This is a genomic window from Burkholderia sp. BCC1644 (assembly GCF_902833225.1).
GTDB lineage: Bacteria > Pseudomonadota > Gammaproteobacteria > Burkholderiales > Burkholderiaceae > Burkholderia.
This window is the reverse complement of record NZ_CADFEI010000013.1, coordinates 18,094-36,953: the sequence shown is the minus strand read 5'-3', so window position 1 is coordinate 36,953 and position 18,860 is coordinate 18,094. Positions and strand designations below refer to the sequence as shown.

Annotated in this window: 13 protein-coding genes and 1 pseudogene; 7 read left to right on the top strand and 7 right to left on the bottom strand. The window is 65.9% G+C overall.

The annotated features are described in order from the left end of the window. The first annotated feature begins 73 nt into the window (after positions 1-73). From HWX87_RS24550 to HWX87_RS24535, 4 genes are all read left to right on the top strand, one after another. Positions 74-1,285 (top strand): SpoIIE family protein phosphatase, encoded by a 1,212-nt coding sequence (locus tag HWX87_RS24550; RefSeq protein WP_176049689.1) that lies wholly within the window; start codon positions 74-76, stop codon positions 1,283-1,285. Then, positions 1,279-1,617 carry an STAS domain-containing protein gene (locus HWX87_RS24545; RefSeq protein WP_176049688.1) on the top strand — a complete coding sequence of 113 codons (339 nt, stop codon included), beginning with the start codon at positions 1,279-1,281 and terminating at the stop codon, positions 1,615-1,617. The genes HWX87_RS24550 and HWX87_RS24545 overlap by 7 nt, the downstream gene beginning before the upstream one ends. Before the next feature lie 31 nt (positions 1,618-1,648). After that, positions 1,649-2,131 carry an ATP-binding protein gene (locus HWX87_RS24540; RefSeq protein WP_176049687.1) on the top strand — a complete coding sequence of 161 codons (483 nt, stop codon included), beginning with the start codon at positions 1,649-1,651 and terminating at the stop codon, positions 2,129-2,131. 102 nt (positions 2,132-2,233) lie between these two features. After that, positions 2,234-2,773, top strand: coding sequence for a globin (locus tag HWX87_RS24535; protein ID WP_176049686.1), 540 nt, complete (start codon positions 2,234-2,236; stop codon positions 2,771-2,773). 17 nt (positions 2,774-2,790) lie between these two features. Here the strand turns inward: HWX87_RS24535 and HWX87_RS24530 are convergent, their stop codons facing one another. Beyond that, positions 2,791-6,669 carry a CHASE domain-containing protein gene (locus HWX87_RS24530; RefSeq protein ID WP_176049685.1) on the bottom strand — a complete coding sequence of 1,293 codons (3,879 nt, stop codon included), beginning with the start codon at positions 6,667-6,669 and terminating at the stop codon, positions 2,791-2,793. A gap of 649 nt (positions 6,670-7,318) precedes the next feature. On the opposite strand from HWX87_RS24530, the gene HWX87_RS38090 reads away from it, so the two are divergent. Next, the gene (locus HWX87_RS38090) at positions 7,319-7,639 is read left to right on the top strand and encodes a hypothetical protein (RefSeq protein ID WP_176049684.1); all 321 of its coding nucleotides are present in this window, start codon (positions 7,319-7,321) and stop codon (positions 7,637-7,639) included. Here the strand turns inward: HWX87_RS38090 and HWX87_RS24520 are convergent. Together HWX87_RS24520 and HWX87_RS24515 are read right to left on the bottom strand one after the other, a co-directional pair. Then, positions 7,618-8,265 (bottom strand): annotated as a pseudogene (locus HWX87_RS24520) (CaiB/BaiF CoA-transferase family protein); the annotation flags it as partial. The gene HWX87_RS38090 and the pseudogene HWX87_RS24520 sit on opposite strands and share 22 nt — an antisense overlap. Before the next feature lie 131 nt (positions 8,266-8,396). After that, entirely contained in the window at positions 8,397-9,587 is a 1,191-nt protein-coding gene (locus tag HWX87_RS24515; RefSeq protein WP_244137752.1) for an acetyl-CoA hydrolase/transferase C-terminal domain-containing protein, read from the bottom strand. 605 nt (positions 9,588-10,192) lie between these two features. On the opposite strand from HWX87_RS24515, the gene HWX87_RS38085 reads away from it, so the two are divergent. Together HWX87_RS38085 and HWX87_RS24505 are read left to right on the top strand one after the other, a co-directional pair. After that, a complete protein-coding gene (locus tag HWX87_RS38085) occupies positions 10,193-10,507 on the top strand; it encodes a hypothetical protein (protein ID WP_244137738.1) in 315 nt (104 codons plus the stop codon). A gap of 431 nt (positions 10,508-10,938) precedes the next feature. Then, the gene (locus tag HWX87_RS24505) at positions 10,939-12,120 is read left to right on the top strand and encodes a porin (protein ID WP_060341767.1); all 1,182 of its coding nucleotides are present in this window, start codon (positions 10,939-10,941) and stop codon (positions 12,118-12,120) included. Positions 12,121-12,258: 138 nt separating this feature from the next. Here HWX87_RS24505 and HWX87_RS24500 read toward each other — a convergent pair whose 3' ends face one another. From HWX87_RS24500 to HWX87_RS24485, 4 genes are all read right to left on the bottom strand, one after another. Then, positions 12,259-13,221: a PDR/VanB family oxidoreductase gene (locus tag HWX87_RS24500; RefSeq protein WP_176049682.1), complete on the bottom strand. Its 963-nt coding sequence runs from the start codon at positions 13,219-13,221 to the stop codon at positions 12,259-12,261. A 609-nt stretch (positions 13,222-13,830) separates the two neighbouring features. Continuing rightward, positions 13,831-14,622 (bottom strand): LuxR C-terminal-related transcriptional regulator, encoded by a 792-nt coding sequence (locus HWX87_RS24495; protein ID WP_176049681.1) that lies wholly within the window; start codon positions 14,620-14,622, stop codon positions 13,831-13,833. Between the two features lie 212 nt (positions 14,623-14,834). Beyond that, positions 14,835-16,805, bottom strand: a complete 1,971-nt coding sequence (locus tag HWX87_RS24490) for a hydantoinase B/oxoprolinase family protein (protein WP_176049680.1) — start codon at positions 16,803-16,805, stop codon at positions 14,835-14,837. A 7-nt stretch (positions 16,806-16,812) separates the two neighbouring features. After that, positions 16,813-18,858: a hydantoinase/oxoprolinase family protein gene (locus tag HWX87_RS24485; RefSeq protein WP_176049679.1), complete on the bottom strand. Its 2,046-nt coding sequence runs from the start codon at positions 18,856-18,858 to the stop codon at positions 16,813-16,815. Positions 18,859-18,860 lie beyond the last annotated feature (2 nt).

Below are 18,860 nucleotides of genomic sequence, written 5' to 3'. Positions count from 1 at the left end.
CGTATCGGAGCCGGAGCGTCAGCGCACGCCCAACACGCGGGTGTGCCGTCAACCTTCTCATTGAACGGGCACCATGAATTCCCCATTCGTTCTGATCGTCGAGGATTCGCCGAATTACCGGTTGCTGCTCAAACGTACGCTCGGCAAGCTGGGCTTCGGTATTGTCGAGGCCGAGGACGGCGTGCAAGCGCTGCGGCTGCTGCGCGAGCGTCACGAGATCGCGCTGGTGGTGAGCGACTGGGAAATGCCGGAGCTGGACGGTCCCGGACTCTGCCGGGCGATCCGCGAAGAGTCGCTCGGCCGCTACGTCTACATCATTCTCCTCACGGCGCGAGACGGTTCCGACGCACTGGTGGACGGCATGGAGGCGGGGGCGGACGATTTCCTGACCAAGCCCGTCGACGTCAACGAGTTGCGCGTGCGCCTGCGTGCCGGGCAACGCGTCATTGATCTCGAGGCCGCACTGGCCGAACGCAACCGTCACCTCGATACCGCATACCAGCAGATTCGCAACGACCTGCAGGCGGCGGCCACCGTCCAGCAATCGATGCTGCCGGCAGCCGAACTGGCGTTCGACGGGCTCGACTGCGAATGGCTGTTTATCCCGTCGGCCTATCTTTCCGGCGACATGCTGAACGTGAAGGCGATCGACGACGAGCATGTGATCTTCTACGATATCGACGTGGCCGGTCACGGCGTGCCGGCGGCGATGCTGTCGGTGATCGTCAACCGGTTGCTGGCGCGAGAAGCGGAGCGCAGCGACGAAAGCGCGCTGCGGGCGCCCTCCGAGGTCGTCGCGAGGATGAACAGCCAGCTGGTCGACGAACTGGCCGACGGCGCGTATTTCACGATGGCGTACGGCGTGGTCAATACGCGCACCGGCGAAGGCAAGCTGACGCAGGCCGGGCATACGCACCCGTTGCTCGTCGATGCTGCCGGGCACGTGACGACACTCGGAGACGGCGGTTTTCCCGTCGGGCTGATCGACGGGTGCGACTACGAAACGATCCAGTTCGCGTTGCAGCCGTCCGACCGGCTCTATTTGTATTCCGACGGTGTGACGGAATGCATGGATGCCGACGGCGAGCAATTCGGCGACGAACGGTTGAAAGCGTTCCTCGCCGCGCATGCCGGCGACTCCCTGCGCGAAACCCTGGCTGCGTTGAAGCAAAGATTGCAGGCGTGGCGCGGCGCGGCATCCGCCGTATTCGACGACGATATTTCGATACTCGCATTGCAGAAGCGTGCCGAGCGACACCTGCCCGGGAAGGAGGGATCGTGCTGACCGAAACCACGACGCTGGACGACATCACGTTGATGCAAATACGGGTCGCGCGATTCGACTCGTTCGTGGCGCCACGTATTCGTGACGATCTTGTCGGCCTCGTACAGCAGGGGGCGCACCGGATCGTCGTCGACCTGCAACACGTTTCGTTTGTCGACAGCAGCGGACTGGGCGCAATGGTCTCGGGGTACAAGGCCCTCGACAGGCGCGGCGACATCGTGCTGTGCGGTGCCTCCGACGCGGTACGGACCTTGCTCAGGCTCACGCGCATGGACCGCGTGTTTCACGTCGTTGCCGACGTCGACGCCGCGTGCGCCTATCTGCGCACGTGACGCCGCGCGAACCGACCGGACCCGACGCCGCATGAACATCGGACAGGCCGCAACCGGCTCCTCCCCGCGCGAAGTACGCGCGCGCTTTCGCGCGAGGCTCGATGCGCTGCGCGACATCGCGAGCTGGGTGCGTGCCGAATCCGAGCGCGACGCAGCACCGGCCTGGGTCGATCAACTGGAGTTGGCGATCGTGGAGGCCGCGTCCAACGCGATGCGGCACGGCGGAGCCACCTCGCCGGCACGCGTGGGGCAGCGCGATTTCGGCATTGTGCTGGTGCTCCGCTTTCGTCCCGACCGAGTCGTCGTCGACCTCTTCGACGCGGGCCGCGCGGCGCCCAACGGACTGTTCGAGCGGTATCATCTGACACCGGTGTTCGATCCCGGCCACATCGAGCACTTGCCCGAAAGCGGCATGGGGCTCGGCATTCTTTACGCGTGCGTCGACGTAGTTGCGTATCGGCGCCGCCTTGGCATCAACCGGCTGCGACTCGTCAAGCATCGCGCTCGCGGCTGACCGGCCGTTCCGCGGCAAGCGCGTTCGTTGCTTCGACCGGGCTGCGCGATGGGGCCACGGGGCGATGTTCCCGATCGTATCGGTCAGGGAAGTCTGCTACGCTTGTTGCCGGTGACGGGACGGAAGAGGGCGGCCGGTCGCGGCGGCAACGGTCTTCCGCAGGGAGCGGTCGTGACGAACTACGAAGAAATTTTCCAGGAAAGCTATCGCCGCGTGACGGGTGACGACAACGGCGAGCGGTTCTTCGAACGCTTCTACGAGAACTTTCTCGCGACGTCGGACGACATTCGCGAAAAATTCGCCCATACCGAAATGCCCCGCCACCAGCAACTGGCGCGCAAGTCGTTCTTCCATCTGCTGAACCTTTACCACACCAAGGTGACGTCGGACTATCTCGAACGCATCGCGATCGAACACGGCCCGGCGAAGCTGTGCATTCCCGAGGCGATGTTCAATGCGTGGCGGGCCGCGATTCTCGCCACGGTTCGCGACCTGGACAGCCACCACTACGATGCCAAGGTCGAGATCGCGTGGGCGATGACCATTGCGCCCGGGCTCGAGTTCATGCGCCAGATGGCCACGCACGGCGCCAGTGAAAGCGTCGCGGCCGGGGCGGCCGCGGCGGGGCGCACGCCCGGTTAGCTGCGCGCGGCAGGGGCTCACGGCGCGGGGCCGAGAATGTGCTGCTCGACCTGATCGACCATGCGTGCGAACGTTTCCCGCAACGCTGCGCTATTGGCGGCGACGGCATCGACCTGTTCGTGCCGGGCGGCCGTCTCGAGGTTCCGTGCGACGCGCGCGAGCTCGCTGCTCGCGAACGTGCCCGCATCGCCTTTCAGCTTGTGCGCGATGCGTGCGAGCTGCGCCAGGTCGCAGGCTCCGGTTGCCGCGTCGAGTTCGTCCAGTTGTCGCTTCGATCCGCCAACCAGCAACTGAGCCAGTTCCTTCAGCAATCCGGCATCGCCGTCCAGTCGGGACAACGCGATCTGCGGATCGTAAAGGACGGGCCGCTCGTCCGCTTCGCTCACGAGCGCATGATGCGGCGACGCGCCGATCACCCGCTCGATTTCCCGAACCAGCGTGTCAACGGCAACCGGCTTCGACACATACCCGTCCATCCCGGCGGCGAGGCAGCGCTCCCGGTCGCCTTGCATCGCATGCGCGGTCATGGCGATGATCGGGAGACGGTCATGTTCGCCATGCTGCTCGCGGGCACGCCACTCCCGTGTCGCCGCCAGCCCGTCCATCTCGGGCATCTGGATATCCATTAGGACGACATCGAAGCTGCCGCGCTCGAGTTTATCGAGCGCCTCCCGGCCGTTCGACGCCAGTTCTGCGCGATGACCGAGTTTTTCGAGCAGGCGCAGCGCGAGCCGCTGATTGATCGGATTGTCCTCGACCAGCAGCACGTCGTAGTGTTTCGGGGACGCCTCGGCATCCGGTACGCGCGGCGCGTCGGTCGGCGGATGGGACGCGAAGACCGCGTCGCCGAGAATCCTGACCAACGTGTTGAATATCTCGGACTGGTCGATCGGCTTGGTCATCAGCGCGGCAATGCCGGCTTGCCGAAGCGTCGCGCTGTCGAGCCGGCTGGCGAGCGACGTCAGCACGACGACCGACGTCCGACGCAGCGACGGATCGCCCGCGATTTCGAGCGCGAGCGAATAATCGTCGCAGTCGGGCAGTTGGCCGTCCACCAGCGCGATCGCGAAAGGCTCGCCGGCCCTGGCCTGCCGGTACAGCGCGTTCAGCGCGTCGTCACTGGTGCCGACACAGGTCGGATTCGTGCCGAAGTTGCGCAGCATGTCGTTCATCAGGCGCAGATTCGTTGCGTTGTCATCGACGACCAGAATGCGCACGCCGCGCAGCGTCGGCGGTAGCGGCGGATGCGGGAGCGACGGGCCGCTGCCCAGCGCGAACGTTAACGTGAAGCTGAACGTGCTGCCGGCACCCGGCGAGCTTTGTACCGACAGACGGCCTCCCATCATCGCGACGAGGCGCGACGAGATGGTCAATCCCAGGCCCGTGCCGCCGTATCGCCGTGTCGTGGAACTGTCGCCTTGCGAAAACGAATCGAAAATGTGCTCGAGATATTCCGGTGCGATGCCAATCCCGGTGTCGGAGACTGAGAAGTTCAGCATGACCTCCGACGCGACGGCCCGATCGAGACGAACGGACAGTTTCACTTCGCCGCGTTCCGTGAATTTCAGCGCGTTGCCGACCAGATTCGTCAGCACCTGCCGCAGACGGCCCGCGTCGCCGACCAGCGAATCGGGCACGTCCTGATCGATTTCGCTCAGGATCTCGACCTGCCGGTCGGTTACCCGGAAGGTCGTCGTTCGGAGCATCTCCGTGAGCATCGCGCGAATGTTGAAGTCCGTCGAATCGGGCAGCAGCTTCCCGGCCTCGATCTTCGAGAAGTCGAGTACGTCGTTGATCACCGTCAGCAACGACTGTGCGGACGACAGCACCATGGTCAGGTATTCGCGTTGCTCCTCGTTCAGCCTGGTGTCGAGACAGAGCCGCGTCATGCCGATGATGCCGTTCATCGGCGTGCGGATCTCGTGACTCATGTTGGCGAGAAACGCCGACTTCGCGTCGTTCGCCGTGTCGGCCTGCTCCTTGGCCTTGCGCAGATCGCGTTCGAGCTGGTACTGCGCCGAAATATCGCGGTGCGTTCCCGTCATGAGCACGGCATCGCCTCCGACGTCGCGATCCACCAGCGCATTGGCCTGGATATGGCGCACTTCCCCGTCCGGGCGAACAATGCGAAACGGCTCGATTGCCGCGTCGCGCCGCTCGAGAATCTCGCCGAGCGCATGAAACAGCAGTTCGCGATCGTCGGGATGCAACAGCGATCGCCAGCGCTCGACGGTCAGCGGTTCTTGCGCGGTGGACGACGGCAACCCGTAGATATCGAACATCCGCGCATTCCACGTGACCGTTCGGGCATCGATGTCCCAGGTCCAGATGCCCAGCTCCGCTGCCTGTGCGGCGAGCAGCAGTTGATCGCGTGCGGCGGCCAGTTCGTGGCGCTGTTCCTGCAACAACGCATTCAGTTCGTGCAGTTGTGCCGTGCGCCTCGCGACCTGCTCCTCGAGGCCGGAGTTCAGTGCGATGATCTGTGCTTCCGCGGCCTTTTGCGCGGAAATGTCGCGCACGGTTTTCGATACGCCCAGGACCTCGCCGGCCAGGCCGAGAATGGGTGAAATGGTCACGGACACGTCGATCAGATGGCCGTCCTTGCGATGCCGGCGCGTGTGGCGGCCGGGGATGCGCTGCCCCTGCGCGATCATGGCCAGCCATTCCCGCTCTTCGCCAACCAGCTCGTCCGGAACGATCAGGCTCGCGAGGGAATGGCCGATCGCCTCGCCCGCGCTGTAGCCGAAGATCGATTCCGCACCGCGATTCCAGCTGCTCACGGTGCCGTCGAGTGTCATCCCGACGATGCAATCGGCCGAGCTCTCGACGATCGCCGCGAGCCTGGCGCGCTCCTCCGAGCGCTCCTCCTGCACTTGCCGCCGCCGTTCGGCGCCTCGGCCGATCACGAATGCGATCAGGGCCGCCAACGCGCTGGCGACACCGCCTGCCACGATGACGGTGGCGGGGGAGGTCTGATGCAATGACGCAACGAACCCGGGGGTCGGTTCGCACGTGAACGACCAGGTGCGTCCGTAGACTTGCCGTTGCGTCACGAAGGCAACGCGCCCGGCGGAGCTGGAGGAGGGCGGCCCACCGAACGTATAGAACGGCACGGGGTGACCGGGCACGGTGAGGTCCTCGACCGACAGCCGGATGCCGTTTCGCTGGAAGTTGAGGTCGGACAGCACTTCCTCCATGACGAGTGCCGCGTAGCTCCAGCCGATCGCCGCGGCCTCGCGCTCCGAAGCCGTCCGGAGTGGCGCACCCGGGCGATAGATCGGCAGCATGAACAGAAACGATTGCCGTGCCTTGCCGCTCGCCTGGACAAGCGTGATGGGACTCGTCAGCGTGGCGACTCCGGTGCGCATCGAGGTCAATGCCGCGGCATGCCGATTGGGCTCGGACGCGATGTCGAGGCCGATTGCGGCACGGTTCGGCGTTTCGGGTTCGACGTATGCCACGACGTCCAGCTCGCCGTCGTGCGGGGCGATCTGGCGGATAGCGAAGCCGGGGGCCCCGTCCAAGCGCTGACGTTCGACGAACCGGGCGGAGTCCGGCGGCGCGACCCTGCGAACGAATCCGAAACCCATCGCGCCCGGAAATTCGCGTTCGATGTCGCGCGTCTGGCTGTAGCGGTGGAAGGTGTCCCGGCTGATGCGATCGTCGCCGGCGGTGACGATCGCCCCTCGCGCGCCTCTCAACCCGTATTCGTATCGGCCGATGCGTACGATGACCGTATTGACCGCGTCATTGGCAGCCTGGCTGAATGCGGCCCGCGTTTCGCGTTCATTGCCGTCGGCAACAAAATGACCTGCCGCCAGGCTGAACATCAAGCCGAGAACGAGTATGGCCGCGGCCGTCACGGACACCCGCGATATTCGGTAGTTTCGCTTCAAGCCGCTTCCTCAGACTGGCAAAAAACCAATGTGACGGCAAATACCGGAATGAATGACGATGCGCTGTTCCTGCACGCGACGCTATCACTGTCCGTCAGACGAATCAATGTCGCCCGGACGCAGGCCGGGTCGGTATTGGCGGACGTTCGCCATACTCCGAGTTTGTCGGACAACGTTCGGCGGCAATTGAAGGATCAACCGCAAGAATTGGCGTGTGTGGTCAAGAACGATCGTTGACTGATATCAAAGATATTCGATGCGGGATGTTGTTGTGCCTCGCCCAACCATTGATTCCTTGCAGCCGGCCATCGTCTCCACGGTAATCGTCGGCTAGAATTCGCCGTGCTCGCGAAACGCAAGCAATTGTGGGGTCGATGACGCAGGCGGCCAGGGCGGTGAGATGGCTAAGGTGCTGTTGCTCGACGACGAGGCCGAGTTGCGTGAGGAAGTCGCCGCGTTTCTGGAGAAGTCAGTATTACTCGGGGCGTGTACTGCATTTGAACAGATTCTTGACTTGACATAATGCTGATGATCAAATTTTTTTGGTGTAGAGGCTAGATAGAAATGTCCGCTTTTGGCTACATAGAAATGTCCGCTTTCGCGCCGCGTAAGCTGTCCGGCCGCCGGGTGTCCGGCGCCGGAGGCTGCGATGGCTGCAACGGAACGGATCACGATGACGATGCGCGAACTGGACCGATTCAAGGTCATTCAGGACGTGGCGGACGGCAAGCTCAAGCCGTGGCGCGCAGCGGAGCGGCTGGAACTGACGACACGGCAGATTCGCCCGCTGGTGCCCAGCAACATCGCACCCGTGCGGGATGCGACGTTCGCTGGCCTCGGGCTCGCCTATCTGCCTGAAGAGTACGTGCGCGCTGCGCTCGCGTCCGGGCAACTGGTCGAGGTGCTGGGCGCGTGGTGCAAGACGTTCGAGGGCTATCACTCCTATTACCCGCTCGCGAACATGCCGTAGAAGAGCGTCATCAGCGACGCCGAACCGTCGACCATCGCGGCGTCCACGACCTGCCCCTGCCCCGAGCGCCGGCTCTCGAGCAGCGCCGACACCACCCCGAGCGCGAGATACAGCGAGCCGCCGCCGAAATCGCCGGCCAGGTTGAGCGCGATCACAGGGGGGCCGCCGGCCGCGCCGACCGCATGCAGCACACCGCTCAGCGAGATGTAGTTGATGTCGTGGCCCGGCGCCTGCGCGAGCGGGCCGTCCTGCCCCCAGCCGGTCATGCGGCCGTAGACGAGCGCCGGGTTGACCGCGAGGCACGCGTCCGGACCGAGGCCCAGTTTCTCCGCGACGCCCGGGCGGAACCCTTCGACCAGCGCGTCGGCCCGGGCGACGAGTTTCAGCACCGCGTCGGCCGCTTCCGGCTTCTTCAGGTCGAATGCCGCGCTGCGCCGGCCGCGGTTCAGCAGGTTGAAGCGCGGATCGCCCGGCTGGCCGCCGTCGTAACCCGGCGGGCGGTCGATACGGATGACGTCCGTGCCGAGATCCGACAGCAGCATGCAGCAGAACGGCACCGGCCCGACGCCGCCCAGTTCCACTATCCTGATTCCCGAAAGCGGCCCTTTTGCATTGCCCGTCTTGATCGTCTCCGTGAATATTTTGTTTTCAGGGTACGCGTGTCGGGCGATCCGGCCAATTTCGATTAATCGAATCGGCACTTCGGGCGGATCGAAACGGAGGGTCGCGCGGGAGGCGGCGCGTCGCGCAGTCGCGCTCAGCCGAGCAGGTGGGCGTCGCGCTCGAGCCGCTCGCGATGATCGGGATGGGCAATGGCAATCATCTTCGGAATGCGCTGCGCGAGCGACAGGCCGCGCAAATCGGCGATCCCGTATTCGGTGACGATCACGCACGCGTCGCTGCGCGGCACCGTGACGGGGCCCGACAGCCGGGGCACGATGCGGCTGTGCGCGTTCGCGGTGGAAGGCAGCGCAACGATCGGCACGCCGCCGCGGCTGGCCTGCGCCGCACGCAGGAAATCGGCCACGCCGCCGATCGCGCCGACGTACGTACCGGCGGCGACCTCGGCGTTGATCTGGCCTGTCAGATCGACCTCCACCGCCGAATTGATTGCAACGAAGCGATCGATGCGACGCAGCACGTGCGGGTTGTGCGTGTATTCGGTACCGCGCAGTTCGAGCGCGGGATTGCGATGCGCAAAACGGCGCACGTGCGCGGAGCCGATGATGACCCCGCCGACGGTGACGCCCGCGTCGATCGTCTTGCGTGCGTTCGTCACGATGCCGGCTTCGCACAGCGTCGCGATGCCGTCGCCGATGCTGCCGGTATGCACGCCCAGGTCGCGCTTGCCGTGGAGCGCGGCCATCACCGCATCCGGAATCGCGCCGATGCCCGTCTGCAGCGTCGCGCCGTCTTCCACGAGCGATGCGGCGTGCTGCCCGATCGCCTGTTCCACCGGCCCGGGAGCGGTCGATACGGCGTCCGGGAACGACGCGTCCGACGCTACCAGCAAATCGATGTCGGCTGCGCGCAAGTAGGGCCCGCCATAGGTCCACGGCACGTCGGGATGCACTTCCGCGATGATCGCCCGCGCATGCTTCACCGCTTCGACCAGGTATTCGCGTGCGAGCCCGAGACTGTAGCGGCCCTGCTCGTCCGGCGGCGAGACCTGCAGCATCACGACGTCGATCCGCAACGCGCCGCTGCGGATCAGCTCCGGCAGTTGCGAATAGTGCGCGGGGAGAATGTCGAGCACGTTCGCGCGCGCGAGCTTGCGGTTCGCGCCGCTGCCGCAGTAGGCGAGGAAATCGAATGCGTCGGCATGGTCGGGCGCGAGTATGTCGGCGAGGCCGATGCCGAGAAAGAGGCGAATCCGCTTCAGGTCGTGCCGCTGCGCGACCAGCGCGCGCATCAGCGTCACCGGCTCGGCGTGCGACTGGCCCCACATCACCGTGTCGCCGGGGCGAATGAGCGTGGAAAGTGCGCGGCCGTCGCCGCCCTGGCGGGCATCGGCCGAACCGCCCGGAATCGCGAGTTCTGCGTGGCTCATGAATAAACAAGGTCGAAGGTCACGTCACACGCTCCGGCGTCGTTCAGGTCATCCGGATTCGTCGTCGTGACGGATTGAAGTGCTCGTGCGTCGCGCCTGCGGTGCCGGCGTATCGACGGGATCTCCGGACGTGCGTCTGTTCCGGAACCGGGCCCGGTCGCAGGTAATGCGACGGTCATCGGCATTCATCGTGTGCGGCGCACCGGGGAGCGTCAATGCGAGGCCGGCGGTTGTTCCGTACGTCGGAACGCCGGCCTCGCGCCTTTTCGTCCGGGAAGCATGATCCGTCCGGCGCGCCGGATTCCATATTTCCGGCACGCTTTCCGAAGTACGGAATCATCGAACGAGCGGTATTGACGTCGCGATAAGCGAACCGACACTGTTGATGCTACGGCATGGTCAGGTTCCGGTCGAACGCGTGGTCAAGGGCGGCCGCGTCGGCGACCGGTGCGACGCGATGCCGGAATCGACGGGCCAGCCTGGCTCATCGCGAGGCTCAGACAATGCAGAAGCGACGAACCGAGAACTACTTATCGAGCATGATGGGCGCGCGCGCCGCCGCGCGCGACAGCGCCAATGCGGAAGACGCCGCGCTGTGGCGATGGTTTGCCGCGTTGCTGGACGAGCGGCGGATACGCTGGTGCCACAGCGGACGCGGATGGCTGGTCAGCGTCGATCATCGTCACGTCGCGACCGGCACGCAGTTCGATCAGGCGATGCGGATCGCAAAGGAGAACGTCGAAGGCGGCGGCACCGTGCGAATCGATACGCCGTCGACATCCACCGAATCCGGACGAAGAATTCACCTCGTGAAGTAACGACGGTTTCGAACGCGCTGCACCATCACCCTTCCACGATCGATCGGAGGCACGCATACGCCAGCGATCGATCTCGCCCACATCCCCCACGACGTATCGCTCGCAACGCCGGACGATCGCGGCAAAACGCGTTCGAGACCGCGCGCTGCGGCTTTACCCTTAAGGGTCTCCACGCGGAGCGCAGGGCCTCGCGGCACGTCAGTTTCACTGCACGGAATCGGATCGCCCGATCGATTGACGGTGATATCGGCCACGCATCTAATCACCGAACGTTGCTGCAGCGGGACGTTGCAGGTTCGGTCGATCCGGATGGACAGGTGGTTGGAAAAAGACCTCCGTAGAGCCATTTCGTTTAGTCATCCGAATCATTGAATCGCCCGCTGATTGCTACGTCACGACACGTAAATTCAGAAGAAATTTGGAGACGTTCAATGAGAAAGACGATTGCGCTTTGCGCAGCGGTAGGGTGCGCCTGCGGCACGGCACATGCGCAGAGCAGCGTGCAGCTGTACGGGATCCTCGACGAAGGGGTCAACTACGTCAGCAACGCATCCGGCCATCCCCTCTACAGTCTCGCGAGCGGCGTGCTGAACGGAAGCCGCTGGGGGTTGCGCGTGAAGGAGGATCTCGGCGGCGGCTACGGCGTCGTGGCCGTGATGGAAAACGGCTTCGACGTCAACACCGGCAAGCTCGGCCAGGGCGGACTCGAATTCGGCCGGCAGGTCTATGTCGGGCTTTCCGGCCCGTACGGCGTCGTCACCCTCGGGCGTCAATACGACTCCGTCGTCGATTCGGTCGGCCTGCTCGAGGCGGGCGATCAATGGGGCGGCTACCTGGCCGCCCATCCGTCCGACAACGACAACTTCAACAACACCAACCGCGTCAACAATGCGATCAAGTACACCAGCCCGGTATTTCACGGGTTGACCGCGACCGCGCTCTACTCGCTGGGCGGCGTGCCGGGCCGCACCGGGCGCAACCAGATCTGGTCGGCCGGCGCCAGCTACGCGAACGGCCCGCTGTCGCTGGGCGCGGGCTACCTCAACGTGCGGAACCCGAATACGTCCTTCTACGGATCGGGGGGAACTGTCGCCGCGACGGTCAACGAGGTGCCCGGCTCGAACTTCGGTGCGTCGCCGGTGATTTCGGGGTATGCATCGGCGCATACGCTGCAGGTGATCGGCACCGGTGCCGCTTATACGATCGGTTCGCTGACCTTGGGCGCGACGTATTCGAATACGCAGTTCCGCCATCTCGGCGATACCACGTCGGGCCCCGTGCCGGCCGGCGGGATCGGCGGTACCGCGAAATTCAACAACGCGGAATTGAACGTGAAGTATCAGATCACGCCGGCGTTGATCGTCGGCGCGAACTATGTCTACACGAAGAACAGCGGCGCGGATGCTGTCGGGGGCGCTCACTACAACCAGGCGTCGGTCGGTGCCGACTACTTCCTGTCGAAACGCACGGACCTCTACTTCGTCGGCACGTATCAGCGTGCAAGCGGAACCGATTCGACCGGCCGCAGCGCGGTCGCGTCGATCAACCAGTTGACGCCGTCGACGTCGAATCACCAGGTCGCGCTTCGCATCGCGATGCGGCACAAGTTCTGACGCATCGCGGCGACTCCGGTCGCCGTGTCGACGTACCGCGCCGCACGAATCCGCCGCAGACCTCGCGACGGGTTCGCGCGGCGCACTGCATTTCGCATCCGGTACGACGAGCCGGAACCGGCCGTCGACGCACGCTCGTTACAGATCCAGAACCAGCCGCGCGGATTTCGACCGCGAACAGCACGGCAGGAACTGGTCGTTCGCCGCGCGTTCGTCGGGCGTCAGGCAGAGATCGAAATGCTCGGGTTCGCCCGCGAGCACGCGGGTCGCGCACGTTCCGCACACGCCCTGCTCGCACGACGTCTCGATCGCGATGCCGGCCTTCGCAAGTGCCCGCACGACCGATTCGTTCTTCTCGACGACGATCACCCTGCCCGAGCTTGCTATCTCGACTTCGAACCGGCCATCCCGACCGGTCTGTCGCGCGTCGGCCGCGAAGAACTCGTAATGCAGTTGCGCTTCCGGCCATCCGGTCGCACGCGCGGTGGTCAGCACGGCGTCCATGAAGCCCTTCGGGCCGCATACGTACAGGTGCGTGCCGGGCGCGGGAGCCGCGAGCCGTGCTGCGATATCGAAGCGCTGGTTTTCGCCTTCGTCGTCGAAATGAAGCTGCACGCGGCTGGCATAGGGTGCGTGCGCGATATGGTCGAGAAAGGCCGTGCGCGTGCGTGAGCGCGTGCAGTAATGCATGTCGAACGACGCATCGATGCGCGCCAGCCGTTCCGCCATGCAGAGAATCGGCGTCACGCCGATGCCGCCTGCCAGAAGCAGGCTGTGCGTCGCGTCATGCGCGAGCGCGAAGTGATTCCTCGGTGCGCTAATCGTCAGCGTGTCGCCGGCATTCACGCGATCGTGCATGCCGGCCGACCCGCCGCGCGATTTCGGGTCGCGCAGCACGGCAATCCGGTACCGATGATGTTCGTCGGACGCGTTGCACAGCGAATACTGGCGCGTCGGCCCGCCCGGCACGACCACGTCGATATGCGAACCCGCCGAGAACGGCGGCAGTGGCAGGCCGTCCGCGTGAACCAGTTCGAAACCGCAGATGTCGGCGGCTTCGTCATGTTTCGCCGCGACCCGGACGGTCAGTCCGTCGATCATGTTCGTCGCCTCTGGTTGTCGAACGTTGCAAGTGCATACGTTCGAGGTTGTCAACCCTCTGGAAAACGCGCGACGAACATCGCACGATTCCCCTCCCTGATCGTTCGATTACAGGGGGTGGGCTGCCGGGTGTCAATTCGGCGTGTTTCGACGTTCCGTACATCGGGGTGGTTTCGTTGGCTGCACCGGGCGACACCCGGCCTGCGTCTCGTGGGTTGACAGTCAACGACCGGGTACCGCCGACGCTCGACCGAGGGAAGCCGCAATGGCTTCCCGCTTCTCCACCAGGAAATCGATGATCGCCCTGACCTTGGCCGGCATCTGCGTCCGGGTCGGCGCATAGACGTAAAACCCCGCGAACGGCTTGCACCATGGCCGCAACACGCGTATCAGCGCATTTGGGCGTTTGCGTCCGACAAGCGCATGCCGTCCGGCGATCGCCGCGGCGCAGCGGTCGCGGGCGGCCCTGGCAGCACGGCGGCTGGACGCAATGTGAGGCAGCCTGATTCCGGCGTGCAGGCAAGTCAATTCGCGCGGCGATACCGTTCCGTGCTTCGGAATAACGGGCACTGGAAGCGAAAAGGCGGAGCTGCGACACCGCGCAGGCCTTCATTGCAGGTAGCTGCAGAGATTCAGATACCAGAGCAGCAGTTCCCGGTGGCTGCCGATCGACAATCGTTCATACAGGCGCTTTCGATACGTGACGACGGTCTCCGCGCCGATGCCGAGATCGGCCGCGATCCCCGACGTCGGCAGGCCGTACAGATAGCGCGCGCAAACCTCCGATTCGCGCGTGGTCAGCCGCTCGCCGGACAGCGCGATCTGCCGCTCGATCTCGGCCAGGTCGGTCAGCAGGCTCGGCAGCCGGCGCGCGCGCATCGCGAGGTCGTAATGCCTGGCGACGATCGACAGGATCGTCGCGGCGCGGTCGGCCAGCGCATCCACGTGACGCGATGCGAACGGGCCGTATTGTTCCGGGCGCGTGACGCCGAGCACGAGCGGATGACCGTCGACGCGGCCGCCCATCAGCACCCGGTCGCGGATGTTCAGCTGCCCGTAAAGGGTCTGCCGCAGGCGCGGCGGTGCCGACAGCTTGAAGTCGGTCTTCAGCAGACGGCAGTCGTCGCCCCTGCTCGTTCCGAGTTCGTTGATCTCGTCGTCGAACTGCCACCATCGGCCGCCGAGATAGGTGTTGCGCACGTGCTCGACACGGTCGGACCCGTCGCAGCCGATCGAGACGAACTCGACGGGGCGCGCGTCGACGATCCGGAAAATGAACGCGAGCTCCGCGCCGCACAGAGCGTGCAGCGACGCGCCGAACCGCTCGGGAAACGCGGCGCTCCCGATCGCGCCGATCAGGCTGTCGAGCGGATGGGTCGATCTGATTGCCGCACCGGACAAGCTCGCCTCCGTCTGCCCCAACAGGGTGGATTGATCGAATGCCGGTTCCGGCCCGCGTGTGACGCCGGGGCGGAAACCGAACCGATCAAATGTTAGGTAGTCGGGGTGACGTTTGATAGCTGGTGTTTTCCTCTATGCGACCCGCGCACGGCCGGCGAGCCGACCAGACGCATCCGGCCGTGCGTACGCGAACGTTTCGCGTTCGAACGCCGTCAGCGCGCCGCGCGCAGGCGTTGCGTGCCGGCTTCGTCGATACGCAGCCCTTCCGGGTCCCGAAGCGGATCACCAACTACCACGACACCATAATCGCGCGCCGCGCCCGCGATGCTCACGTACTCGTCGCGCACGTCGGCCAGCACCTTCGCCGGATCGCGCGCGAACGCATCGCCCCACCCGCCGCCGCCGTTCGTGATGTAGCGCGAGATCGCACCCGGCTCGGTCTTCCACACCGGCTGGCTCCCGTAGTAGTGGTAGCGCCCCCGCTGCGGGTCGAGCACCTTGCTCTGCGGGTCGAGCACGCCCGCGACCGGCGTGCTGGCCGCATAGACGTCCGGGCCGGTGCCGAGCAGCGCGTCCGGGCGGCCGTCCGCATCGCGTGCGGGCGGGAAGAACCAGACGCCGCCGCATGGCCCCGCACTGCCGCCGTTTGCACCGACGCCGCTCGGTTCGCGCGTGCGGAACGGCGAGCTGTGGTGATCGGCGGCCGTCAGCCACAGCGTGTCCTTCAGGTGCGCGGCGCCGCCGCGATGCGTGCCCGCGCCGCCGCCGTCGATCGCATGCTCCTTGCGCAGCAGCACGACCGGCGAATCGGCCTCGATCGATTCCGTCGCCGGATCGAGGTTGTTGAGCGTCAGCAGCACGGTGTAGCTGTCGCCGTCCGCCTCCTTGGTCGCGCCCCACGGGCCGTGCTCGCCGCCGCACTGGCAGACGTTGGCCCAGGGTGTGCCGGCACGTGTCACGCCGTATGCGTTGTGCGTGCTGGTCGAGCCGTAGTCGCCCGCCACCGCGTTCTCGCCGAGCACCGGGTTGAGCGCGTTGAGGATCGCCGCGACCAGCGCGCCGCTGCTCTCCCAGAACATCATGATCGCGCCGTCGGGCGGCAGCGACGTCAGCAGCGTGCCGGCCGGCGCGGCCAGGTCGATGTCGCGCCAGGTGCCGGAGGTGAACGGCGCCTCGGGGTCGAGCAACAGCGTCAGCGCGACGCCGAGCGCCGTCTTCGCATCGAGAATGCCGCAGTTGATCGACGAGCGCGCCTGCGCGGAGCTGCCTGACAGGTCGGCCTCGATCCGGTGGCCGCGCTTGCGCAGCGTGATGTTGACGCGATAGTCGACGCTGTCATCGACGCCGTCCGCGTCGATCAGCGCGGAGCCCGTGTAGTCGCCGTCAGGAATCCGCCCGATCGCGTCGCGCATGCGTTCGGCCGAAACGTCGCACGCGTAGGCCAGGCTGCCGAAATAGGCCTCGAGGCCGTAGCGCGCAATGTTTTCGCGCACCAGCCGCTCGCCCAGTTCCAGCTGATGGGCGATGCTGTGGAAGTCCGGCAGCAGCAGGCCGCCGAAGCGCGAGTTGTCGAAGATCAGGCTGAACGTCGAGCGCACCGGCTTGCCTTTCGACCACAGCAGCATCGGCGGAATCACGAGGCCGTTCTCGTAGACGTTGCGCTTGCTCGCCGAGAAGCCGCCCGGCACGACGCCGCCGATGTCGAGCTGGTGCGCGCGCATGTTGACGAACGACACGAGCCGGCCGTCGACGAACACCGGACGGATGAAGCAGACGTCGTTGACGTGCGTGCCGACGCGGTACGGGTCGTTGCAGATCAGCACGTCACCGGGTTCGAGGTTGTGCGGCCCGTATTCCTGTACCGCGTTGCGCACCGCGTCGCCCATCGTGCCGAGGAACACGACCAGGCTGTTGCTGACCACCGGCATCGGGTAGTCCATCTCCGGCGGCCCGCTGAGGGTGCACGCGAAGTCGTACCAGTCGCGAATGATCGGCGAGAACGCTTCGCGCATGAAGCCGGTCGACATGTGCTCGACCGCGTAGCGCAACCGGTTGATCAGCACGGACGCCGTGAAGCGCTCGCATGCGTACCGCTCCAGGAATTGCGCATCGGACAGCGCGCGGATGCGCGCATGGGTGTCGCCGGCGCGCGGTGCGGCGGCGATATCGGTCAGGAGATTCATGGTGCGCTCATTCCTTGTTGCGGATCAGCATTTCGCCGAAGCGGCCCACGGTCGCGGTCTGGCGCGCGCCGATGTGCGTGGTCGACAAGCCTTCGTTGACGACGGCCGGGCCGTCGATCACGTCGCCGCGACGCAGCGCGTCGCGGTGATAGACGGCCGCGTCCTGGCGCCCTTCGCCGCTCGCGTCGGACAGGTCGCCGAGGTAGCGCAGCGTCGTGCGGCCGGCCGGGCGCAGCGGCTCGGCGCCGCGCGCCGGCAGCTCCGGATAGGCGACCTTCGGCGTTTCGAGCACGGCGCGCACGCGGAACGTCACGCCCTGCACCGGGAAGGCCTCGAAGCGGTTGCCCGAGCGCGTCTCGTAGCTGTGGTGGAACGCGGCGATCATGGTGTCGATCGCGGCCGCGTCGATCGTGCCGTTCGGCGCGGGCACGAACGGCGTTTCCCAGCTCTGGCCGGCCAGGCGCGCGTCGAAGCTGCGCTCGAAGGTGACGCGTGCGCCCGCATCGAGCCCTTCGCGCAGCTGCGCTTCCATCGTTGCGTAGAGTGCGTCGACCTGCGGCGCGAGTTCGGCCGAGAGGATCGCGTAGTGGCTGCGGCTGGCGGTGAACACCTGGTCGGCCGACAGCAGCCCGAGCGCGGAGAACAGGCCGGGATTCGGCGGCACGATCACCTGCTTGCACTTGAGCGTATCGAGCACGCCCGGCAACAGCATCGGCCCGGCCGCGCCGTACGCCATCAGGCTGTAGTCGCGCGGGTCGATGCCGTTCTTGATCGCCACGTTGAGCAGCCCTTCGGCGATGTTGTGGATCGCGATCTCGTACGCGTAGCGCACGCGCCGGGCCAGCGTGAACCCCGTATCGAGATGCTCGAACGCCTGCCGCGACAGCGCACGGTCGAGCTTGATCGCGCCGTTCGCGAAGCCGTGCTCGTCGATCACGCCGATCATCAGGAAGGTGTCCGTGGTGGTCGGCTGCGTGCCACCGCGGCCGTAGCAGGCCGGCCCCGGCGTCGAGCCGGCGCTCGCCGGCCCGACCTGGATCTCGCCGGCCGGCCCGATCGCGACGATGCTGCCGCCGCCCGCCCCGATCGCCGTGACGTCGATCGCGAGCGCGTTCACCACCATGTCGTGCTCGAGTTCGAACGACGTGTTGACGAACGGCGCGCCGCCCGTGACCACGCTGATGTCGAGCGATGTGCCGCCGACGTCGGCGCACAGCAGGTTCGGCTCGCCGATCATCGCGCCGAAGTGCGCGCTGCCGATCGCGCCCGCCGACGGGCCGGAAAACACGATGCGGTACGGCTGCTCCATCGCGCGCCGCACCGGGACGAGCGTCGCCGCGCAGTCCGCGAAGTTCAGCTCGCCGCCGAAGCCCGCCGCCTTCAGGCCGTTCTCGAGCCGCTCGGTGTAGTCCGCGTAGATGATCTTCATGAAGGTGTCGATCACGGTCGTCGACGCACGCGGATACTCGCGCGCGAGCGGCGAAACCTCGCTCGAGATCGAACAGGCGACGTCGCCGAGCACGTCCCGCACGAGCGCCTTGAGACGCACTTCGTGGGCAGGATTCAGGTATGAATTGAGCAGGCAGATCGACACGCCGGTCACGCCGCAACGCTTGAGCACTTCAAGCTCTTCGCGCGCCTGCGCTTCGTCGAGCGGGAACAGCACCGAGCCGTCGGCGAGGATCCGCTCGCGGATGCCGCGGCGCAGATAGCGCGGCACCAGCGGGCGCGTCGCGTCGCCGAAGCTGCGGCGCCACCGCGGATCGAGGATCGCCGAGGCGGGACGCCAGACGCGCCCCATGTCGAGAATGTCGCGGTGACCTTCGGTCGTCAGGAATCCGATCTTCGGCAGCCGGCGCGTGATGACGGCGTTCAGGCCGTGCGTGCTGGCGTGGTTGAAGGCCTTGGCGTCGGCGACGTTCAATTCGCGCGCGCCGGCGAGAATCGGTTTCGTCACGTCGTCATAGTCCGTCGAGATCTTGGCGGTCTCGATGCGGCCGTCGCGCAGCGAGACCACATCGGTAAACGTACCGCCTACGTCGATAGCAATCATCC

Bases quoted from the DNA above. Each gene is read 5' to 3' on its own strand.
- HWX87_RS24550 (WP_176049689.1), top strand. From the start codon at position 74: ATGAATTCCCCATTCGTTCTGATCGTCGAGGATTCGCCGAATTACCGG.
- HWX87_RS24540 (WP_176049687.1), top strand. From the start codon at position 1,649: ATGAACATCGGACAGGCCGCAACCGGCTCCTCCCCGCGCGAAGTACGC.
- HWX87_RS38090 (WP_176049684.1), top strand. From the start codon at position 7,319: ATGGCTGCAACGGAACGGATCACGATGACGATGCGCGAACTGGACCGA.
- HWX87_RS24515 (WP_244137752.1), bottom strand. From the start codon at position 9,587: ATGTGGGGCCAGTCGCACGCCGAGCCGGTGACGCTGATGCGCGCGCTG.
- HWX87_RS38085 (WP_244137738.1), top strand. From the start codon at position 10,193: ATGCAGAAGCGACGAACCGAGAACTACTTATCGAGCATGATGGGCGCG.
- HWX87_RS24505 (WP_060341767.1), top strand. From the start codon at position 10,939: ATGAGAAAGACGATTGCGCTTTGCGCAGCGGTAGGGTGCGCCTGCGGC.
- HWX87_RS24500 (WP_176049682.1), bottom strand. From the start codon at position 13,221: ATGATCGACGGACTGACCGTCCGGGTCGCGGCGAAACATGACGAAGCC.
- HWX87_RS24490 (WP_176049680.1), bottom strand. From the start codon at position 16,805: ATGAATCTCCTGACCGATATCGCCGCCGCACCGCGCGCCGGCGACACC.
- HWX87_RS24485 (WP_176049679.1), bottom strand. From the start codon at position 18,858: ATGATTGCTATCGACGTAGGCGGTACGTTTACCGATGTGGTCTCGCTG.